Annotated in this window: 17 protein-coding genes and 1 pseudogene; 9 read left to right on the top strand and 9 right to left on the bottom strand. The window is 68.3% G+C overall.

All coding sequences use genetic code 11. The features are described from left to right. Positions 1-255: 255 nt before the first annotated feature. The 3 genes from ACIBL3_RS12200 to ACIBL3_RS12190 are packed head-to-tail and all read right to left on the bottom strand — an operon-like array spanning position 256 to position 2,683. The gene (locus ACIBL3_RS12200) at positions 256-1,722 is read right to left on the bottom strand and encodes an ABC transporter permease (protein WP_396353332.1); all 1,467 of its coding nucleotides are present in this window, start codon (positions 1,720-1,722) and stop codon (positions 256-258) included. Beyond that, on the bottom strand, positions 1,719-2,402 hold the full coding sequence (locus ACIBL3_RS12195) for an ATP-binding cassette domain-containing protein (RefSeq protein WP_396353331.1): 684 nt from the start codon (positions 2,400-2,402) through the stop codon (positions 1,719-1,721). Before ACIBL3_RS12195 ends, ACIBL3_RS12200 begins: the two co-directional genes overlap by 4 nt. Positions 2,403-2,434: 32 nt before the next feature. Continuing rightward, positions 2,435-2,683, bottom strand: coding sequence for a DUF2933 domain-containing protein (locus ACIBL3_RS12190; RefSeq protein ID WP_396353330.1), 249 nt, complete (start codon positions 2,681-2,683; stop codon positions 2,435-2,437). Positions 2,684-2,867: 184 nt separating this feature from the next. On the opposite strand from ACIBL3_RS12190, the gene ACIBL3_RS12185 reads away from it, so the two are divergent. Continuing rightward, positions 2,868-3,200 carry a hypothetical protein gene (locus ACIBL3_RS12185; protein WP_396353329.1) on the top strand — a complete coding sequence of 111 codons (333 nt, stop codon included), beginning with the start codon at positions 2,868-2,870 and terminating at the stop codon, positions 3,198-3,200. A gap of 13 nt (positions 3,201-3,213) precedes the next feature. Here ACIBL3_RS12185 and ACIBL3_RS12180 read toward each other — a convergent pair whose 3' ends face one another. From ACIBL3_RS12180 to ACIBL3_RS12170, 3 genes are read right to left on the bottom strand one after another with little or no spacing between them, the layout of a single operon-like run. Beyond that, positions 3,214-3,417: a hypothetical protein gene (locus ACIBL3_RS12180; protein WP_396353328.1), complete on the bottom strand. Its 204-nt coding sequence runs from the start codon at positions 3,415-3,417 to the stop codon at positions 3,214-3,216. Between the two features lie 4 nt (positions 3,418-3,421). Beyond that, positions 3,422-4,525 (bottom strand): cytochrome bc complex cytochrome b subunit, encoded by a 1,104-nt coding sequence (locus ACIBL3_RS12175; protein ID WP_396353327.1) that lies wholly within the window; start codon positions 4,523-4,525, stop codon positions 3,422-3,424. A gap of 4 nt (positions 4,526-4,529) precedes the next feature. Beyond that, positions 4,530-5,072, bottom strand: coding sequence for a hypothetical protein (locus ACIBL3_RS12170; protein ID WP_396353326.1), 543 nt, complete (start codon positions 5,070-5,072; stop codon positions 4,530-4,532). Positions 5,073-5,232: 160 nt separating this feature from the next. On the opposite strand from ACIBL3_RS12170, the pseudogene ACIBL3_RS12165 reads away from it, so the two are divergent. Continuing rightward, a pseudogene (locus ACIBL3_RS12165) lies at positions 5,233-5,469 on the top strand (ATP-binding cassette domain-containing protein); the annotation flags it as partial. Positions 5,470-5,487: 18 nt separating this feature from the next. Here ACIBL3_RS12165 and ACIBL3_RS12160 read toward each other — a convergent pair. Further along, positions 5,488-8,211, bottom strand: coding sequence for a heavy metal translocating P-type ATPase (locus ACIBL3_RS12160; RefSeq protein ID WP_396353325.1), 2,724 nt, complete (start codon positions 8,209-8,211; stop codon positions 5,488-5,490). A 211-nt stretch (positions 8,212-8,422) separates the two neighbouring features. Here ACIBL3_RS12160 and ACIBL3_RS12155 point away from each other — a divergent pair, with 211 nt between their 5' ends. Then, complete coding sequence (locus tag ACIBL3_RS12155; protein WP_396353324.1) at positions 8,423-8,656, top strand: hypothetical protein; 234 nt, start codon at positions 8,423-8,425, stop codon at positions 8,654-8,656. Positions 8,657-8,681: 25 nt separating this feature from the next. On the opposite strand, the gene ACIBL3_RS12150 is transcribed toward ACIBL3_RS12155, so the two are convergent. After that, the gene (locus tag ACIBL3_RS12150; RefSeq protein WP_396353323.1) at positions 8,682-9,857 is read right to left on the bottom strand and encodes a sensor histidine kinase; all 1,176 of its coding nucleotides are present in this window, start codon (positions 9,855-9,857) and stop codon (positions 8,682-8,684) included. Continuing rightward, positions 9,854-10,570, bottom strand: coding sequence for a response regulator (locus ACIBL3_RS12145; protein WP_396353322.1), 717 nt, complete (start codon positions 10,568-10,570; stop codon positions 9,854-9,856). The genes ACIBL3_RS12150 and ACIBL3_RS12145 overlap by 4 nt, the downstream gene beginning before the upstream one ends. A 153-nt stretch (positions 10,571-10,723) precedes the next feature. Here ACIBL3_RS12145 and ACIBL3_RS12140 point away from each other — a divergent pair, with 153 nt between their 5' ends. From ACIBL3_RS12140 to ACIBL3_RS12115, 6 genes are all read left to right on the top strand, one after another. After that, complete coding sequence (locus ACIBL3_RS12140; protein ID WP_396353321.1) at positions 10,724-10,984, top strand: SHOCT domain-containing protein; 261 nt, start codon at positions 10,724-10,726, stop codon at positions 10,982-10,984. A gap of 1 nt (position 10,985) precedes the next feature. Then, on the top strand, positions 10,986-12,461 hold the full coding sequence (locus ACIBL3_RS12135; RefSeq protein WP_396353320.1) for a multicopper oxidase family protein: 1,476 nt from the start codon (positions 10,986-10,988) through the stop codon (positions 12,459-12,461). Positions 12,462-12,643: 182 nt separating this feature from the next. Further along, on the top strand, positions 12,644-13,027 hold the full coding sequence (locus tag ACIBL3_RS12130) for a hypothetical protein (protein ID WP_396353319.1): 384 nt from the start codon (positions 12,644-12,646) through the stop codon (positions 13,025-13,027). A gap of 199 nt (positions 13,028-13,226) precedes the next feature. After that, the gene (locus ACIBL3_RS12125; RefSeq protein WP_396353318.1) at positions 13,227-16,499 is read left to right on the top strand and encodes a DUF4062 domain-containing protein; all 3,273 of its coding nucleotides are present in this window, start codon (positions 13,227-13,229) and stop codon (positions 16,497-16,499) included. Next, a complete protein-coding gene (locus ACIBL3_RS12120; RefSeq protein WP_396353317.1) occupies positions 16,492-18,030 on the top strand; it encodes a multicopper oxidase family protein in 1,539 nt (512 codons plus the stop codon). Before ACIBL3_RS12125 ends, ACIBL3_RS12120 begins: the two co-directional genes overlap by 8 nt. After that, positions 18,027-18,737, top strand: coding sequence for a DJ-1/PfpI family protein (locus ACIBL3_RS12115; protein WP_396353316.1), 711 nt, complete (start codon positions 18,027-18,029; stop codon positions 18,735-18,737). The genes ACIBL3_RS12120 and ACIBL3_RS12115 overlap by 4 nt, the downstream gene beginning before the upstream one ends. Positions 18,738-18,776 lie beyond the last annotated feature (39 nt).

Raw genomic sequence — 18,776 nt, 5'->3', positions numbered from 1 at the left:
TCCAGCCGTGTCTGAAGGTGCGATTCGGTTCGGCGCAGTGCTGGTACAACGGCGCGGTCACCTGGCCGGTGCGGGCCCAGTGATAGCCACCCCGCGAGTGATCGTCCAGCAGGCCCAGCGCCTGCCCCTCGATCCGGCGCAGCCGCCTGAGTACGCGTCCTTGTCCTCGATGTAGCCATGACCAGACGTCCGGGCAGAGTGCGGAAGTGATCGAGCTGCGGCTCGGCATGACCGGCGACCGGACCCGTTCGTTTCTCAGTTGGCGGCCCGCCGGAAGAGGAAGGTTCCGCCGATGGTGAGCACGGTCAGCCAGGCCAGGGCCAGGAGCAACGGTGCTGTCTGGTCGAAGCCTGCCGTAAGGCCGCCGTCGAGCAGGATGCGGTCGGCGCCGTAGCCGGGAAGGAAGCGCGCCCAGCCGGGTGGTTCGCTTCTGAGCATCGGGCTTTGCGCGATGCCGAGGTCGAGGAACGGGATCAGGAACGCGATGAGCACTCCCGCGACCCGCCCGAAGACGGGTCCGAGGCAAACCCCGATCATGGCGTAGGTGGCGGCGATCAGGACGTTGCCTGCGGCATAGGTCACTGGCTGGCGGGCGTCGAACACCAGGGCGGTGACCGTCAACGCAGCTGCGGTGACGACGGCGGCGGCCAGGCCGACCACGCAGAGGCGGACGACCAGGAGCGTGTTCTTCGGGAACCCGGCCAGGGTGAGACGACTGTCGCCGGTGCGTGCGTCGAGGACGATGAACAGGCCTGCCAGTGCGGCCAGAGATGCCACGGCGATGGGGGTCATGGTGCCGGCGTGGACGTCGGGCAGCCAGAAGGATCGGGTGATCGTCTGGCCGGAGTCGACGACCTGCATCGTGAGGTAACCCGCTTCGGTGACCGCCTTGGAGAACCAGATGAACACGACCGGGACGACCGCCATGAGGATGAGCAGCGCGGGGTTGCGCCGGTTGTCGCGCAGACCCATGCGCAGCCCCGCGACGAAACGGCCTTGACGGTGAATTCGACGCCGGGAAATACGGCTGGTCGCCGTCAGGACCGTCCAGGCCACCAGTGATGCCGACGCGGTCCACAGCAGAGCCCAGCCGAGATCGCCGGGCCAGCCGCCGTGGCGGGACGGCAGGTCGACCATCCACAGGGTGACGAAGTGGGTCGGGAACCAGCGGGTCGCGAGCCGGTCGGGTGAGCCGACGGCAGGGCCGAAGAAGACGTCGAGGATCCAGACGAACAAAATGATCACGGTGCCGTTCACCGGGTTGCGGACCGTCACCCCGACGAGGGTCCCGATCGCCAGATAGATCAGGGCGAACATCAGCGTGCCGCCGGTGACCCGGAGCGGTTGCTCGATACCGGTCCGCAGGCTCAGCGCCACCAACGCGGCGGCGGTGACCAAGAGCGACAAGGCCAGGCCGGTCGCCAGTCGCGCGGCGACGAGATTGCGCGGCGCCAGCCCGGCCAGCACGAGCCGGCGGTCGGCGGCGCGGGCCGCGCGGGTCTGGAAGTACATGGCCACACCGGCGAGGAACGCTGCCGCCCAGCCGGCCGTCGCGGTGGGGACGTCGGCCCCGGATCCGCCGAGCAACCGGGCGGCGTCGGCCATCGCCCCGGCCGCGGCGACGACGAAGACCACCGGGATGAGGGCCAGCACGAGCAGGTTCACCGGGTTGCGCGCGTATTCGGCGAGGAACCGGCGGGCCAGGACGGAGGTCGTCGTCACGTCGTTCGCCCCTCTCGCAGCTGCACGATCCGGTCGAACCGCTCTTCGTCGGCGACGAAATGGCTGATGATCAGGACCGCGCGCCCCGCCTGGCGGCGCTGCTCGACCAGTTGCCAGAACTTCAGGTAGGTGTCCCAGTCGAACCCCGCGTAGGGCTCGTCCAGGAGCAGGACGTCGGGATCGGGCAGCAGGGCCAGCGCGAGATTCAGCTTGGCGAGGGTTCCACCGGACAACTGGTCGGCGCGGCTGCCGGCGTACCGCTCGAAGCCGAGTGTTTCGTACAGGTCGCGCCGAGCCCGGTGTTCGGAATCGGCGGACAGGCCGTAGGCGCGGGCGAACAACTCGAAGTGCTCATCACAGGTCAGCCGCTCGTAGACGACCGGCTCCTGTGGGCAGTACCCGAGTTTCCCGGCGACCGAGACTGTCCCGGCGTCGGGTGTGAGCGCTCCGACCAGGATCTTCATCAGCGTCGACTTCCCAGAACCGTTCTCGCCGACCAGACCGACCACTTCACCCGGGGCCAGACGCAGATCCGCGCCTCGAAGCACCTGTTGTGACCGGCGTAGCGGCCAGATACCTCGTCGGTAGGACTTCTCGACCCCGGAGGCCTCCAACACGGTTGCGGCGACGGCTGCATCGAAAGCCTGCCTGGTCACGGCGTCGGGTGTCATCGATTCCATCACTGCCACCTGCTTCGAACATCGATGCGAGCTCAGGGCTTCGGCGAGTGGTGATGGTGCTCGTCGTCGGCTCGGCGATCAGGCGGTTCATCGACCCGGCGGTCTGAATCTTTGGAGCTGTGGCCGTGGTGCATCCCACTCATCATGAACAGCATCATCAACGGGCAGGCCAGCACGAGCAGCGCCAGGAACAGCGTGGACGCCGGGACACCGACGACCACCAGGCCGACGATCAAGATCGCCAACGCGATCGCGTACTGAGCCAGGTTCCGGGTCTTCATGTCGCACCCCTTCCTTCTGATCCTTCGATCCCAGACTGAGCGCCGAACGGGTGTGGGATCAGGGCAGAAAGTCCCTGGACAGCCAGTCGTCGGTCCCTACCCCCCAGGGGTATAGAAAGTCAGAGTGGAGTGTGTGAATCCCGTGCACTTGGAGGCACTGATGAACCGGACATCTCGTTCCCCGGTGACATCGCCGAAGCCACTGCGGGCGGCGGACGCAACCGGGCGGGTGCAGACGGCAGGCCGGCACGGAGCAGCCGCGCCGGAAGCGGCGCAGCGATCGATTGTGCGTCACAGCCGAATGCTGCTCTGCTGCTGCTTCGCAGTGGTGATCGGCATCCTTGCCATGCTGATTGCGGGGGCGAGCCAGCCCTTCACAGCCGCGCTCGCAGTCGCCGGGCTGGTAGTTGTCGGGACGGTCGTCGCACTGTGGACCGGCCACGCACTCCTGCGCGAATGCCGTGAGCACACCATCCAGGGTGACAGCGGGTTGGAGAACCCAATGACTACCAAGTGAGTTCGTAGGCAAGTCAGGATCCGGGGCGAGGGCGGTGCATGAGGTAGCGCAGGACCCGGACCAGCAGCGTCGAGCTGATGATCACGAGGATCAGGCCGGCTGCGGTGAGAAGGTCTGCGGTGATGCTGCTCTGGCTCGACAGCGCGTGCGCCAGCGTCCCGACGGACAGAATGGTTGCCGCAGTCAGGATGATGAAGCTTCGGTATGCGCGGCTCATGACGTCACAGCCCGCCGAGGTGCTCCGCTGGTGTCGTGATCGCCTCGAGCACCGTCAGGACGATCATCGCAACCAGGACGAGTACGCCGAGACTGACGGCGACGGGGCGTTGTCGCCAGTAGCGCTTGGGGTTGCGGTCGATGAACGGAACGGCGACGAGCAGTGCGAACAGGACGACTCCGCCCCAGAGGATGGCGGACAGGCCGGCCCAGTTCTCCAGGGTGAACATCCACCAGTACATCCACGGAGGTCGGGTGACCTCGATGCCTTCGACCGGGGTCGGACCGACGGTGGGCGGGAACAGGACGGCGAGTACGCCGAGGCCGCCGAGCAGGACGAGTCCGAGTGCTCCGATCCGGCGGAGGTGATGGGTGAACGGCTCGGCGGATTCGCCGGCCTCGCCGGGGTTGCGTGGGTCGGGGGAGATCTTGTGGTACTTGACCAGCAGGGCGTGCAGGGTCAGCAAGGCGAGGATGAGGCCGGGGATGACTGACACGTGTGCGACGTACAAGCGGACCAGGATCGACAGTTGCGCGGAGAACCCGGTGGTGAACCAGAACCCGAGGCCGCCGACGAGCTTGCTCAGTTCGAGGTTGTGGCCGAGGGCCTCGAAGCCTTCCTGGTCCCACTTGAGCACGGTTCCCGTGAACATCGCGCCGATCGTGAGCGCGAACATCGCGACGCCGATCAGCCAGTTGGCTTCGCGGGGTCGCTTGTAGGCGCCGGTGAAGTAGACCCGCGCCAGGTGCAGGATCGCGAGCACGTACATCGCCTCGGCCGCCCAGAAGTGCACTCCGCGCACCCAGCGGCCGAGGTAGACGTTCTGGACGATGTCGCGGACGGACTCGTTGGCGGCGGTGGGGCTCGGGTCGTAGAACTGCGCCAGTACGATCCCGGTCACGATCAGGATCAGCAGCGCGAACGCGGTCAGGCCGCCAAGGCTGAACGCGAGCCGGTTCGCGTGCGCCGGCACCGGGTACTCGATGGCGCGGATGCCGAGCCGCTCGTCGATGGTGTCGAGCGTGCGACGGAGGATACCCGGGTGTGCTCCGGCCGGAGTCGACGCCGGGTGTGCCGGCAGCCCTTCGGCGGGACCGTGGCGACTCATCGGATCAGTCCTTCGCGGTCGGGCCGGGGTGCGGGAGGTTCCGGGGGCGCAGGCGAGCCGCGAGGACGACACCACCGATGAGGACGAGGCTCGAGATCGCGAGCATCACCCAGTTGAGGGTGCTCAGGCCGTCGCGGCCGGGGAGCGGATCCATCGCTGCGATCGTGCCGGTCTCGCTGCCGGTGACCGGAGCCGGCTCGCCGATCGGCACCGGATCGGCCGTGCTGGTGTGGACCCGGGCACCGATCGACTGCTCCAGGAGCGCTCGCGTCTGGTGCAGGTCCCCCGCCTGCCAGGTGTCCGCGGCCTGCTGGACCAGCGGGATCTGCACCTCGGAAGGGTCCGGTGCTTCCGTCGCGTCGGTGATCTTGTCGGTGATCAGGTCCAGATCGTCGGGTGTGTTGACGATCAGCGCGATCGCCTGGCGAACCAGGTCATAGGCGTGCTCGCTCTCGTCGGGATCGTCGGCCCAGGCCACGCCGGGCCCGGCAACGGTTGCAACCAGGGCTATGACGAGGACGGCGGAGAGACGCTGCAACATTCTCACCGCAACCTCCTGGGGTGGGTAGTACTTCGTCACCGCCAACGTCCGCCTGCATGAACGGGCGGGACAGGGCCTTAAGTCTCGGACGACGGGCTGAAGGTCCCGAGCCGGCAGGGGCGCTGGCAGATGAGGCGCCGAAGCTGCCTGCGAGCCGCTCTCGCGACTGCTCGCCTGTGGCCGTTGCTCACCGGCCACGAGAGATCCGTCGGAGCGGGTGCGTAGCTACTCCAAGGGCAACCGGCAGAAGCTCAGCCTGATCGCCGGACTGATGACGCGGGCTGACCTGCTGCTGCTGGACGAGCCGACCAGTGGGCTTGATCCGCTGCCGGAGCGACAGTTCCGTCGCTGTGCGCTCGAGGCGAAGGCCGCGGGGCAGACGGTGTTCCTGTCGTCGCACATTCTCAGCGTCGTCCGCGGATCAGGACGTGCTGTCGCGGCGGGCGGAGATGTACCGGTTGGGATCGGTGTCAAAGGCCGCGACGCAGCCGGGGGAGCAGAAGTAGTGGCGATGGCCGGTCAGGTCCCGGTACGCCGAGGCGGATTGCGGTGTGACGGTCATTCCGCACACCGGGTCGGTGTGCGCACCGCTTTCGTGCTCAGGTGTGGTCGCTTGTGTGTCTTGTGGAGGAATCTCGACCTGCGGTTCGACCTGTGTAGGTGTGGCGGTTGGCAGTGGTTGAGAGTGCCAGCGGCGGAGGCGGTTGGCGTTGGTGACGACTGACAGCGAGGACAGGGCCATGGCGGCTGCGGCGAGGATCGGGCTGAGGCGGATGCCCAGCCAGGGGTAGAGAGCGCCGGCTGCGACGGGGACGCCGATGGTGTTGTAGACGAGGGCGAAGAACAGGTTCTGCCGGATGTTGCGCATGGTCGCGCGCGACAGCCTGATCGCCGTGACGACGCCGCCGAGAGCGCCCGAGATCAGGGTGATGTCGGCGGCCTCGATCGCCACATCGGTACCGGTGCCGATGGCGAGTCCGACGTCGGCGGCGGCGAGCGCAGGCGCGTCGTTGATGCCGTCGCCGACCATCCCGACCCGGTGCCCGCCGGACTGCATGCGGCGTACCTCGTCTGCCTTGTGCTCGGGCAGGACCTGCGCGAGCACGTGCTCGATGCCGACCTGGCGGGCGATTGCGCCGGCGGTGCGGGCGTTGTCGCCGGTGAGCATGACCACGTCGACACCCAGATGATGCAGGGCGGTGATGGCAGCCGCCGAGTCCTCCTTCAGCGTGTCGGCGATCGCGAGCACACCGGCCGGCCGGCCGTCGATCGCGGCCAGCACCGGCGACTTGCCTTGCGCGGAGAGCTCATCGGCTGCCACTTGCAGCTCGGTGGCCTCGATGCCTACGTCAGCCAGCAGCCGCGCGTTGCCGACCAGCACGGCATGACCATCCACGGTTGCCTGCACGCCTTTGCCGGTCACCGAATCGAACGCGGCAGCATTGCTGGGTGGGATGCCTCGTTCGCGGGCCCCTGCGACGACGGCGGCGGCGAGTGGATGTTCGCTGTCGGCTTCTGCGCCGGCCACCAGCTTCAGCAGCTCGGGCTCGTCGAGGTCGCCGAGGGTCCATACGTCTGTCAGGACGGGCTTGCCGGCCGTGATCGTGCCGGTCTTGTCCAATACGACGGCGTCCATCCGGTGGGCTGTCTCCAGTGCTTCGGCGGAACGGATCAGGATCCCGGCCTGGGCGCCTTTGCCGGTGCCGACCATGATCGACAGTGGCGTCGCCAGCCCGAGGGCGCAGGGGCAGGCGATGATCAGCACCGCGACCGCGGAGACCAGTGCGAGCGTCAGCGCGGGCGCCGGGCCGGCGACGTACCAGATCGCGAAGGTGGCGATCGCGATGGCGATGACAGTGGGGACGAAGTAGGCCGAGATGGCGTCGGCGAGTCGCTGGATCGGCGCCTTCGAGGCCTGTGCCTGCTGCACGAGCCGGACGATCTGGGCGAGCATGGTGTCGGCGCCGACCTTGTCCGCGCGGACCCGCAGTGATCCGGTGCCGTTGACGGTGGCCCCGATCACGGCGTCGCCGGCGCGTTTGGTGACCGGCAACGGTTCGCCGGTGACCATCGACTCGTCGACCGCAGACGAACCCGACAACACCATCGCGTCGACCGGGATCTTCTCGCCCGGGCGGATCACGACCTCGTCGCCGCGGGCGACGTCTTCGACCGGGATCTCGGTCTCGACGCCGGCTCGCACCACCCGCGCGCTGCGGGCCTGCAATCCGAGCAGGGCCCGGATCGCCTCGCCGGTTCCCGCTTTGGCCCGGGCCTCGAGCAGGCGCCCGAGCAGGATCAGGGTCAAGATCACGCCGACTGCCTCGTAGTACACCTCGCGGACGTCGGACGGGAAGATCGACGGTACGACGGTGACGAGCAGGCTGTAGCCGTACGCCGCCGAGGTCCCGAGCGTGATCAGGCTGTTCATGTCCGCGCCGCGGTGGGCCAGCGTGAGCCAGCCGATCCGGTGGATCGGCCAGCCGGTGTACAGCATCACCGGGGTGATCAGGACCAGTTGCACCCAGTGGTCGAGCAGCCAGCCGGGCACCCAGCCGGCGTTGAACAACGAGCCGGCCATCGCCGCGAACAGCACCGGTGCGGTCATGATCGCGCCCAGCACGACTCGGCGGGTCAGGTCAATGATCTCGGCCTTACGCTCGGCAGCCTCGGCCGCTTCGGCTTCGGCCGCGGCACGCTCGCTCGTGCCAACTGGCTGCCCTGTCTCGGCGGTCATCACCGGGGTGTCACGACTGGTCGTCCCGTCGGGCGCGGGATCCACGATCAGCCGACCATGGATCATGTTCATCCCGCACGCGAAACCGAACGTTCCGGCGGCTCGTGGCGTCAGTCGCACGGCGGTGCGCTCGTACGCCGGAAGTGCCGCGCCGACCTGTAGCTCCGGGAAGACCACCCGTGACGTGCACTCGCCGCTCTCCTGCCGGTCGAACACCATCTCCACAGGCACGCCTTGCCTGAGTCTGATGACATCGGGCCGGTAGCCACCGCGAACCGTCACCTCGACCCGTTGCACACCGGCGTCCATCCGGGCCGAGCTCGTACGACGGGGCCCGAAGAAGAACCAGGCCAGTGCAGCGATGAGACCCGCCGACGCCACCAGGACGAGTACATCGGTCACGCTCATGGTCCGCTCCCTGTTGCTCAGTGGGCGTACAAGGCCAGGCTCGCCAGGCAGCACTCGACCGGCTAGGGCCAACGGTCCCGCCCGGCTCAGGGCTTGTGTCCCGCTCGGCTTCAGCGAATCTTCATCGTCCGCCACGAGGTGTCTCCATGCGCTGCGATCAGGCTGGTCGGTGAGGACGGGAACCGTCCGAGGAAAGCAGGAGGTGGACCTGATGTTCGGCAGCGGATGGTGCAGCGGCATGGGTGCCGGCGGATGGGTCTCGATGATCGGGGTCTGGGTCGCGATTCTCGGCCTCGTCGTCTGGGCGCTGACCAGGATCTTCCCGACCGACGACCCGCTTCGCGATGCTCAGCGGAGTCTCGACCGGCGGCTGGCTTCGGGGGAACTCGACCCGGAGACGTATCGCGCGATGCACGACGAACTCACCGCCGCCGGACGCCGGTGAACGGGTGAGTCACCACTGAAGACGGTCAGCCGCCGGCCGGGGCGGTTGCCATCGGCAACTGGACGGTGAAGGTCGAGCCGGCGCCGGCCCCGTGGCTGGTGACGGCGATCCGGCCGCCCTGCGCCTCTGTGACGGCCTTGGCGATGGTCAGGCCGATGCCGGAGCCACCGTGAGCACGGTCCCGTGACCTGTCCACCCGGTAGAACCGCTCGAAAACGTGGGGCAGATGCTCAGCGCGAATGCCCTCGCCCGTGTCCGTCACCGTCAGGGTGACAAATCCCGGCTCGCCTGGCTTGGCCTCCACGGCCACAGAGCCACTGGCCGGCGTGTGTCGCAGGGCGTTGTCGAGCAGATTGCCGAGGACCTGGCCGACGCGGTCCCGGTCCGCGAGGATGTGGGGCAGTTCGTGCGATGTGGTATCGAGCAGGGTGACGCCCTTCGCCGTGAAGCGATCGGCTGCTGCGGCGACCGCCGTACGGACGAGTTCGGCTGGATCGAGTCGCTCGATCTGCAGGTCCAGCAGACCTTCTTCGGCGCGGGAGACGGCTGAGATGTCCTCGGCGAGCCTGCCCAGCCGTGCGGTCTGGTTGCGCAGGGCGGCCACCGTCTCGCTGTCGAGACGTGCGAGTCCGTCCTGAACGCCTTCCAGGTAAGCGTCGAGGACGGCGACCGGCGTGCGCATCTCATGAGCAAGGTCGGCCAGCAGCCGTCGCCGCGTGCCTTCCACAGCGTCCAGCCGAGCCGCCATCACGTTGAACGCGGCCGAGAGCTTGCCGAACTCGTCGCCAAGCCCGGTAGCGGTGACCCGGACGTCGTACCGGCCGGCGGCGACTTGTTCGGCAGCCTGGGCGAGCGAGTCGACACGCCGGACGACGCGCCTGGTCGCGAAGACCGACACGAGCAGGGCCGCGACAAGAGCGGCGGCCATCGCCACCGTGGTGGACAGCGCGGTCGCTGACCGGAACGCCTCCTCGACGTGCTGGGAGGTGGCGGCGTCGACCTCGGTCGCCGCCTGCCGAAGGTGCCTGCGGAAGAGCGGCGGCCCGACCACGGTCACCAGTAGCAGCACGGTTGCCCCTCCGACCAGCACGACGAGGAACTGGGCCAGGAACAACCGAGTGCCCAGGCCTGGTGGGCGGCGCCGACGGGCCTGCGCAGACGGGGCTCGGCGGGCGGACGGCGCGGAGGCGCCCACGTTCATCGCCCGTGTCCCATCCGGTAGCCGACACCGCGCACCGTGCGGATGAAGCGCGGCTTGTCCGGATCGTCGCGGAGCTTGTGCCGCAGGTGCCCGATATGGACGTCGACGAGGTGCTCGTCGCCGACCCAGTTGTCCCCCCAGACTGCCTCGATGAGTTGCCGGCGGCTGAACGCCAACCGCGGGCGTGCCGACAGGGTGGCGAGTACGTCGAACTCGGTGCGGGTGAGGGGCACGGATTCTTGGTCGAGGGTCACCTCTCTGGCGGCGGTGTCGATGGTCAGCGCACCGAAGACGCGGGCCGGCTCTTCGCCGGTGCCGGTCGATCCCGTCGTACGGCGGGGCCGCCGGAGCATGGCGCGGATCCGGGCGATCAGCTCACGCGGGCTGAACGGCTTGGTCATGTAGTCGTCGGCCCCGACCGACAGGCCGACGAGTTTGTCGACCTCCTCGCTTCGGGCGGTGAGCATGACCACGTAGCAGTCGGAGAACGTGCGCAACACCCGGCACACCTCGATGCCGTCGAGTCCCGGCAGGCCGAGGTCGAGGACGACCACGTCCGGGTCGACCTGCCGGGCGAGGGCGACCGCCTGCTCGCCGTCGAAGGCCAGAGTGACGTCGAAGCCGTCCGCCTGGAGGTACGACCCGATCAGCCGGGTCAGGTCCTGTTCGTCGTCGACGATCAGCACTCTGCTGGGTTCTGCTCGGTGTGCCACCTGTCCATCGTGGCCCATCCCGCAGCCGGCGAGGCCGGAGCTTCGCACCTTCAGCGAATCTTCATCGAACTCGCGAGGGTTCGCACAGGGGCGCGGCCGAGGCTGAAGGTAGGAGGCCGCGGTGGCCTACCTGGCACAAGGGATGTGGTTTCGATGATGTACTGGAACGGCATGGGATGGGGCGGCTGGATCATGATGACGATCACCGTCGTGGCGTTCTGGGCGCTGGTCGCCGTCGTCGTGGTGGCGCTGGTCCGCTCGCTCCGCGGGAGTTCCGCTGGGGTCGAGCGCCCGAAGGACGCGCTGGAACTGCTCGACGAGAGGTACGCCCGCGGCGAGATCGACGAGGCGGACTATGAGCACCGCCGTCAGCTGCTGACCGGCCACAGCGTGCACCGGAGAGTGGGTACCTGATGTGTCGTCGTCCGTGTCGCGGCGCCGGCTCCTGACCGGCGCCGCGGGTGCCGCCGGGCTGCTGCTCATCGGAGGCTGTTCTCGCGACCCCGGTGCCGCGGTGGCACCGGGCTCCGACGCCGTACGACGCGCCGAGGGCGCGCGGACGACGCCCGGCGGACGCCTCGTGAGCGCGAAGCTCACAGCACGACCGGTCGCCCTCGACCTGGGCGGTCCGATCGTCGGCACCTGGGCGTACGGCGACCGAGTCCCCGGGCCGGTCCTGCGGGCGCGGGCCGGGGATCGCCTGCGCGTCGACCTGGTCAACCAGCTGCCGGCGGAGACGACGGTCCACTGGCACGGCGTTGCCCTGCGCAACGACATGGACGGCGTTCCCGGCATGACCCAGGACGCGATCGCTTCCGGAGGTAGTTTTCGCTACGAATTCGTCGTCCGCGATCCGGGCACGTACTTCTACCATCCGCACGTCGGCGTGCAGCTCGATCGCGGCCTGTACGGCGTACTGATCGTCGACGACCCCGACGAGCCGGGCCGGTACGACGCCGAATGGATCCTCGTGCTCGACGACTGGGTGGACGGCACCGGCCGGACACCGGACCAGGTGCTCGAATCGCTCGGTGGGCCGGGGCTGGACAGGAACGGCATGGGCCACATGGCCGGCATGGAACGTGCGCAGTCGGCCCTGCTCGGTGGTGCCGGTGACGTCACCTATCCGCACTACCTCGCCAACGGGCGGGTTCCCGCTGCGCCGGTCACCTTCACCGGCAAGCCCGGTCGGCGCGTCCGGCTGCGGGTGGTGAATGCCGGCTCCGACACCGCCTTCCGCCTCGCGCTCGAACGGCACCGGATGACCGTCACCCACAGTGACGGATTCCCGGTCCGCCCACAGTCGGCCGACGCGGTGCTGATCGCGATGGGCGAACGCATCGACCTCGAGCTCACCCTCGGCGATGGCGTCTTTCCGCTGGTCGCGACCGCCGAGGGCAAATCCGGTCTCGCCCGCGCCATCGTCCGTACCGCCGGCGGGCGGGTACCACCGGCGTCGCAGGAGCCTGCCGAGCTGGAGCGGCAGGTAGTGCTCGCCAGTCAACTGCGGGCCGCCGACGCCGTACGGCTGTCCGGCAAGAAGGTGGACCGCACCCTGGATGTCGTGCTCGGCGGATCGATGATGCCCTACCGCTGGACGATCAATGGCAAGACCTTCCCCGACACCGAACCACTCGGGGTCGAGCAGGGTGAACGAGTCCGGTTGCGGTTCGCCAACCACACCATGATGTTCCACCCCGTGCACGTGCACGGGCACACCTTCGGACTCGCGGACGGTGGAGCCCGAAAGGACACCGCCGTCGTCCGACCCATGGAGATCCTCGCCGTCGATCTGGACGCCGGCAACCCGGGGCAGTGGGCCACGCACTGTCACAACATCTACCACGCCGAACGCGGCATGATGGTGGCCCTCTCCTACCGGCAGTCGTAACGCCCACCGCCCACACCGTTGCGTCTTGTCGTCGACTCTGCTCCGTGTAGACGGCACGACCACGGCGCGCGACGGCAGCCATGAATGCTGTCGACAGACCCTCGCCGCGGACCGCGCGACGCCGCTATCGTGGGGCCCATCTCGCGGGCAATTGGGTCCGCGGCCGAGAAGGGGAGGCTCGGATGGGAATCAAACTCGCACGGCGGCTTGGCGCCACCGCGATCGCGACGGTAGCAGCGATCGCGCTGGCGGCAGGACCGGCCAGCGCGCACTTCTGCTTCAAGACCTCGCTCAACGAGCGTGCGGCCCAGGGGATGGCCGGCTCGGCGAACTGGGTGTCGTTCCACGACCTGGCGTTCGAGTTCACCGGGCTGTGCGACGCGGGCATCGCGATCCTCGCCGAAGCGGGAGGTGCCACGCCGGACACGCTGATCAACGGTCACGGGACGATGGCCGGTGGCACGCTCCGCAAGGGTGCGGATGCCGGCACGCCCGCGATCTCGTACCTGGACTTCGACGCCATCGACGCGGCCTTCCCGGCCGCAGCAGCCGCCTGCGCAAGCTGAACCGGTAGTCGCCTGCACGGTACCGGCGACGGGGGAGGCCGAAGGCTCAGACGTCTCCGGCTTCCCGCGTCGCGGTCCGAACCGCAACCGCCTGCGCTGACCTACTCCGGCGTCGCTGCGGACCGCTACTGCTCCGGTCGCCGGATGGAAGATTGAGCAAGCCGTCCCCTGCCTCGGCATCGAGAACGAGGAGGGCAGTATGACGAGGGCCCAGATCCGCACGCCCGATCAGAGGCTGCGGGTGTTCGTCAGCTCCACCTTGGGCGAGCTGGCCGACGAACGTATCGCGGTGCGCGAGACGATCGAGCGGCTGCACCTGGCGCCGGTGATGTTCGAGCTCGGCGCCCGCCCGCACCCGCCGCGTGAGCTTTACCGGGCCTACCTCGAGCAGAGCCATATCTTCGTCGGAATCTACTGGCAAAGCTATGGCTGGGTGGCGCCCAGCGAGACAGTGTCGGGGCTGGAGGACGAGTACCGGCTGTCGCAAGCCATGCCGCGGTTGCTCTATGTCAAGACACCGGCGTCGCAGCGAGAGCCACGGCTGGAACAACTGATGCAGCGGGTCAGGGACGACGACACCGCTTCCTACAAGCCGTTCCGGACCCCCGATGAGCTCGCTCGGCTCGTGGCGGATGACTTGGCGCTGCTGCTCAGCGAGCGGTTCGCTGCGCCGAGCAGACCTACCGGCGTAGTGACGTTCCTGGTCACCGACTTGGATCGAGGCTTGCAGCCATCCGCGAGCTCTGAGGTGGCAGCACCACCGGCCGGACCGCATGAGACCGCGCAGCGGGCCGTTGTCTCGAACGGGGGGTACGTGTTCGACAACGCGGCTCGCGAATTCCGCGCGGCGTTTGCGGACCCGTCGGATGCTGTCAGAGCGGCATTCGACGTCGAGACCGGACTGGCGGGCCCGGAGTCGAGAGAGCACAGGACTCCGGCTGTTCCGATCGCGCTGCACAGCGGGTTGGCGGAGTTGCGCGGCGAGGGCTACGTCGGTGCGCCCCTGGAGCGCGCGGCTCGGCTGCTGGGCACCTGCAACGACGGCCAGGTGGTGCTGTCCGCGGCGGTCGTCGACCTGTTGGGCGACGTCTTGCCGGCTCCGCTCATGCTTCGGTCGCTCGGCGTGCACCGGCTCTCGGACCTGGCGCGGGCAGAGGAGATTCATCAACTCGTCATGCCGGGAGTGCAGTCGGACTTCCCGCCCCTTCGGACCCTGGATCGGCGGCGTCACAATCTGCCGGTCCAGCTGAGTAGCTTCGTTGGCAGGGATCACGAACTTGCCGAGCTACGGCGAGCGTTGGACAACCAGAGGCTGGTGACACTGACCGGTATCGGTGGGACCGGGAAATCACGTCTGGCGCTGCAGGCGGCCGCAGACCTCGTGGCGCGTTTCCCCGACGGGGTATGGCTGGTCGAGCAGGCCGAGCTCACCGCGCCCGAACTGGTCCCGTCCTCGGTGGCCGACGTGCTCGCGATCGCCGAGGACCCGCATCGCAGCATCGCCGACACACTCGCCGTGGAGCTCGAGTCGAAGCGCTTGCTGCTCGTCATGGACAACTGCGAGCACGTTCTGGCAGCCACCGCCGAGCTGGCAACGGGCCTGCTGCAGGCCGCTCCCGGCCTCCGCGTACTGGCCACCAGCCGAGAGGCTCTGGCGGTGCCGGGTGAAGTCATCGTTCCGGTGCCGTCACTGGCCGGCCCAGCGGAGGGAGCCGACGTCGCGACGCTGTCGGGTACCCCGGCCGTCCGCCTGTTCGCAGAGCGAGCGAGGGCCGTGCGGCCGGAGTTCGAGGTCACGGCCGCGAACGCCGCGGCCATCGCTCAGATCGTGACACAGCTCGACGGGATTCCGCTCGCACTCGAGCTCGCCGCGGCCCGGGTGAAAGCATTGTCGGTCGAACAGATCGCCGGCCGGCTGGCCGACCGGTTCCGGCTGCTCAGCATTGGGGCCAGAACTGCCGTGCCACGGCATCAGACACTGCGGGCCGCGATGGACTGGAGCCACGACCTGCTGTCGCCGTCCGAGCGGACGCTGTTGCGACGGCTGTCGGTCTTCATGGGCAGTTGGACTATCGAGTCGGCCGAAATGGTCTGCGGCGGCGCCGACCTCGACGCCATGGATGTGCTGGACCTGCTCGGCAGACTCGTCGACAAGTCCTTGGTGGCAGTCGTGGAAGGCGGTGGCGACAACAGGTACCGATTGCTCGAGACGGTGCGCGATTACGCTCGCGAGCGACTCGAAGACGCCGATGAGACCGCTGCGACTCGCACGGCCCATCGTGACTGGTGCCGGTCGATGATCGAGGCTGCCACCGGCCAGGTTCGTGGCGGCGAGGAACAGCCGCGGTGGCTCGAACGACTAGGAGCCGAACACGACAACATCCGGGCCGCCCTGGAGTGGTCATTGAGCCTTGGCGATGCCCAGGCCAGCCTGCGCATCGCCGTTGGCGCGGCGTGGTTCTGGTATCTGCGTGGTTACTGGGACCAAGGACGCAGGGCCCTCGAGCAGAGCACCGCGCTGGACGGTGCCGAGCCGGCGTTGCGGGCGACCGGCGGCGCCTGGGCCGCGATCTTCGCCTGGAAGCAAGAGGATCTCGGCGACGCAGCGGAGCTCGCGGCAGCGAGCCTGGACGAGCTCGCCGGCAGCGGGAGCGAAGGTGAGGGACTCGCCCTGCTGGCGCTCGGACTGGTTGCCATCTCGCGCGCGCAGCTCCACGAGGCCGATGGGTACGCCCGGCGTGCAGTCAGTGTCTTCCGCGCGCTGCAGCTCAGGTGGGGTGTGACGACTTCGCTGCTGGTGATCGCACACATAGCGAGAAACAGGCGATCGGGACAGGTCGCCGAGCTGCTGGAGGAACCGGCGGCCCTGCTGGGAGTCGGCACCGACAAGTGGGGCCAGGAGCAGATCCTCGCCCTGCGAGGGTTCGAAGCGCTGCGCGCACTCAACCTCGATCTGGCGACCGAGCTGTACACGGCGAGCAACGCGCTTGCTGTGGAGTTGGGGGATCGCGGTGCGCAGGCCGAGAACCTCCTCGCACTCGGGCACGTCCACCTGCTGCGGGGTGAGGACGAGCTGGCTGCCCCAGAGCTGGAGCGGGCCGGCTCGCTCCTCGACCAACTCGGGGACAACCATCAATCGGGCCATGCCGACCAAGCGCTCGCCGTGCTCGCCTCTTCGCGCGGTAGCGCAGGAGACGCCGAAGCACGCTTCACAGACGCAGTGGCCAGGTTCGTGGAGATGGGCAGAGCGCCCATGGGAAGCACCTATGCCGTCGGCTTGGCGGACCTCTACCGTCGAGCCGGCCGACCAGCACTGGCGATCACGCTGCTACGGCACGCCGTGTCCCTTGTGGACGACAACCAGGCGTCGGCGGAGTACGCCCAGGCACGTCAACAACTGACGGCCCTCGAGGCAGCGGCCGCTGAACCGGAACGGGGACAGCCCCGCTCCAAGGAGAAAGACCATGACTGACGACACTCGCAAGCCTTCAGCCGAGGCAGACCTCTTTCCGCAAGACGTCGACGGCCTCCCCGACGTCGCTGCGCCGACGGTGACAACGCTGGCCGACGGCGCGAAGTACGACCTGGGCATCGGCCCGGTGCGCAAACGCATCTCCGGCCACCTGGTACGCATGCTCGCCTACAACGGGTCGATCCCCGGGCCGACGCTGCGGGTCCGGCAGGGCACGACCGTGACAGTCGAGATCACCAACAACGCCGATCTCGAGCAGACGGTGCACTGGCACGGCCTCCGGCTGGAAAACCGCTACGACGGAGTCCCGCACGAAACCCAGGAACCCATTCCCATCGGTGAGCGGTTCACCGCCCAGCTCAGATTCCCCGATCCCGGCCTCTACTGGTACCACCCACACCTGCGCGAGGACTACGGCCAGGAAATGGGTCTCTACGGCCAGATCATCGTCGATCCGGCCGACCCGGGCTACTGGCCTCCGGTCAACCGTGAGATCCCGCTCACCCTCGACGACATCCTGCTCGAGGACGGGCGGATGCCCGCGTTCCACCGGTCCGGGCCCACGTACACCATGATGGGCCGCTTCGGCACGGTCCTGCTGGTCGGAGGCGAGACGGAGCCGGCTTTCGACGCGAACAGTGGCGAGGTGGTTCGTCTCTACCTCACCAACACCGCGAACACTCGGATCTTCGACGTGGCGATCACCGAGGCGACCCTCAAGCTGATCGGTGGCGACAGTGGACGCTACGAACACGAGGAGATCGTGGACTCGGTCATGATCGCACCGTCGGAGCGCGCCGTCGTCGATGTGTTCTTCGACCGGCCCGGCACAGCGGTGCTCCAGCACAGGACCCCCGGCAGTTCGTCGACACTCGCCACCTTCGCCGTCTCCGAAAGCACGGCCGAGCCCAGCCACGCCGGCACCTACCCGGTACTCCGCTCCGACCCCGGCCTCACCGCCGAGCGAGACAGACTCGCCGCAGACCGCGACCGTGCCCCCGACCAGACCCTGCAGTTCGTCGGTGAGATGGACATGAGCGGCATGGACATGAGCGGTATGGATATGAGCGACACGGACATGGGTGACATGGAGCACCACGACCTGGGCAGCGACGATGGTGTCGAGTGGGAGGACACCATGCCGGAAATGAACGTGATGTCGACCCGCTCGAACATGACGTGGAAACTTGTCGACCCTTACACCGGTGCCGCAAACCGCGAGATCACCTGGAGGTTGCGCGTCGGCGACCGGGTCAAGATCCGGTTGGACAACTCACGCGGCTCCGACCACCAGATGCACCACCCGCTCCACGTCCACGGCGCGGGCCGCTTCCTGGTGCTCAGCCGCGACGGAGTAGCGGACCCGAACCTGGTCTGGAAGGACACCGTGCTCGTCCGCGCCGGCGAAGTCGTCGACATCCTGCTCGACGTCACCAACCCCGGCCGATGGATGGTCCACTGCCACATCGCCGAACACATCGAAACCGGGATGATGTTCAGCTTCGATGCCGCGGACGAGGTCGGCTCGTGAACGCCAAGACCGTCGCCTTCGTTCTCTATCCGGGACTGACCCCGCTGGACCTTGTCGGCCCGCTCCAGGTGATGAGCGGCCTGGAGACCGTCGAAACCGTTCTCGGCGTCCAGCCCCGCCACCATGTCATCGTCGTCGCCGAGAGCCTCGAGGCCGTGCCCACCGACACGCCTGTACGCATCGCCGCCACGTCGACCATCGAGGAGGCACCCGAACCTGACGTCGTCCTCGTCCCCGGCGGCGGCGCTGCCACTCTCCGGCAGCTCGCGAATCCCGTTCTTCTGGACTTCCTCCGCGAGGCCGACCGCAGCGCCGAGGTGGTCGCCTCCGTGTGCACCGGTTCGCTCCTTCTCGCCGGCGCCGGTCTGCTGGATGGTCGCCGCGCGACGACGCACTGGGCCTACCACAGATTCCTGGACCGCCTGGGAGCGACCTACGTACCGCAGCGCTGGGTCGAGGACGATCAGTACCTGACCGGTGCGGGAGTCTCGGCAGGTATCGACACCGCCCTGCGGCTCGCGGCCCGATTGACCACTGACGACCTCGCCCGCACAGTACAGCTGGCGATCGAATACGACCCACAGCCACCTCACGGCGGAATCGACTGGCGAGGTGTCGATCGGGACAGCTTCCGCCCGCGAGTCGAAGGCTTCGCCAGAGAAGCTCTCGCCGACCACCCCGTGATGCTCGCCCGGCTACTCGAGTGAATTCGGTCGCGCTCGCCCTCCCGGCGGCGGCCTTGCAGA

The sequence above is a fragment of the Kribbella sp. NPDC050124 genome (assembly GCF_044460355.1).
In the GTDB taxonomy this organism is placed as follows: Bacteria; Actinomycetota; Actinomycetes; order Propionibacteriales; family Kribbellaceae; genus Kribbella.
This window is presented reverse-complemented; position numbering and strand designations above follow the sequence as displayed.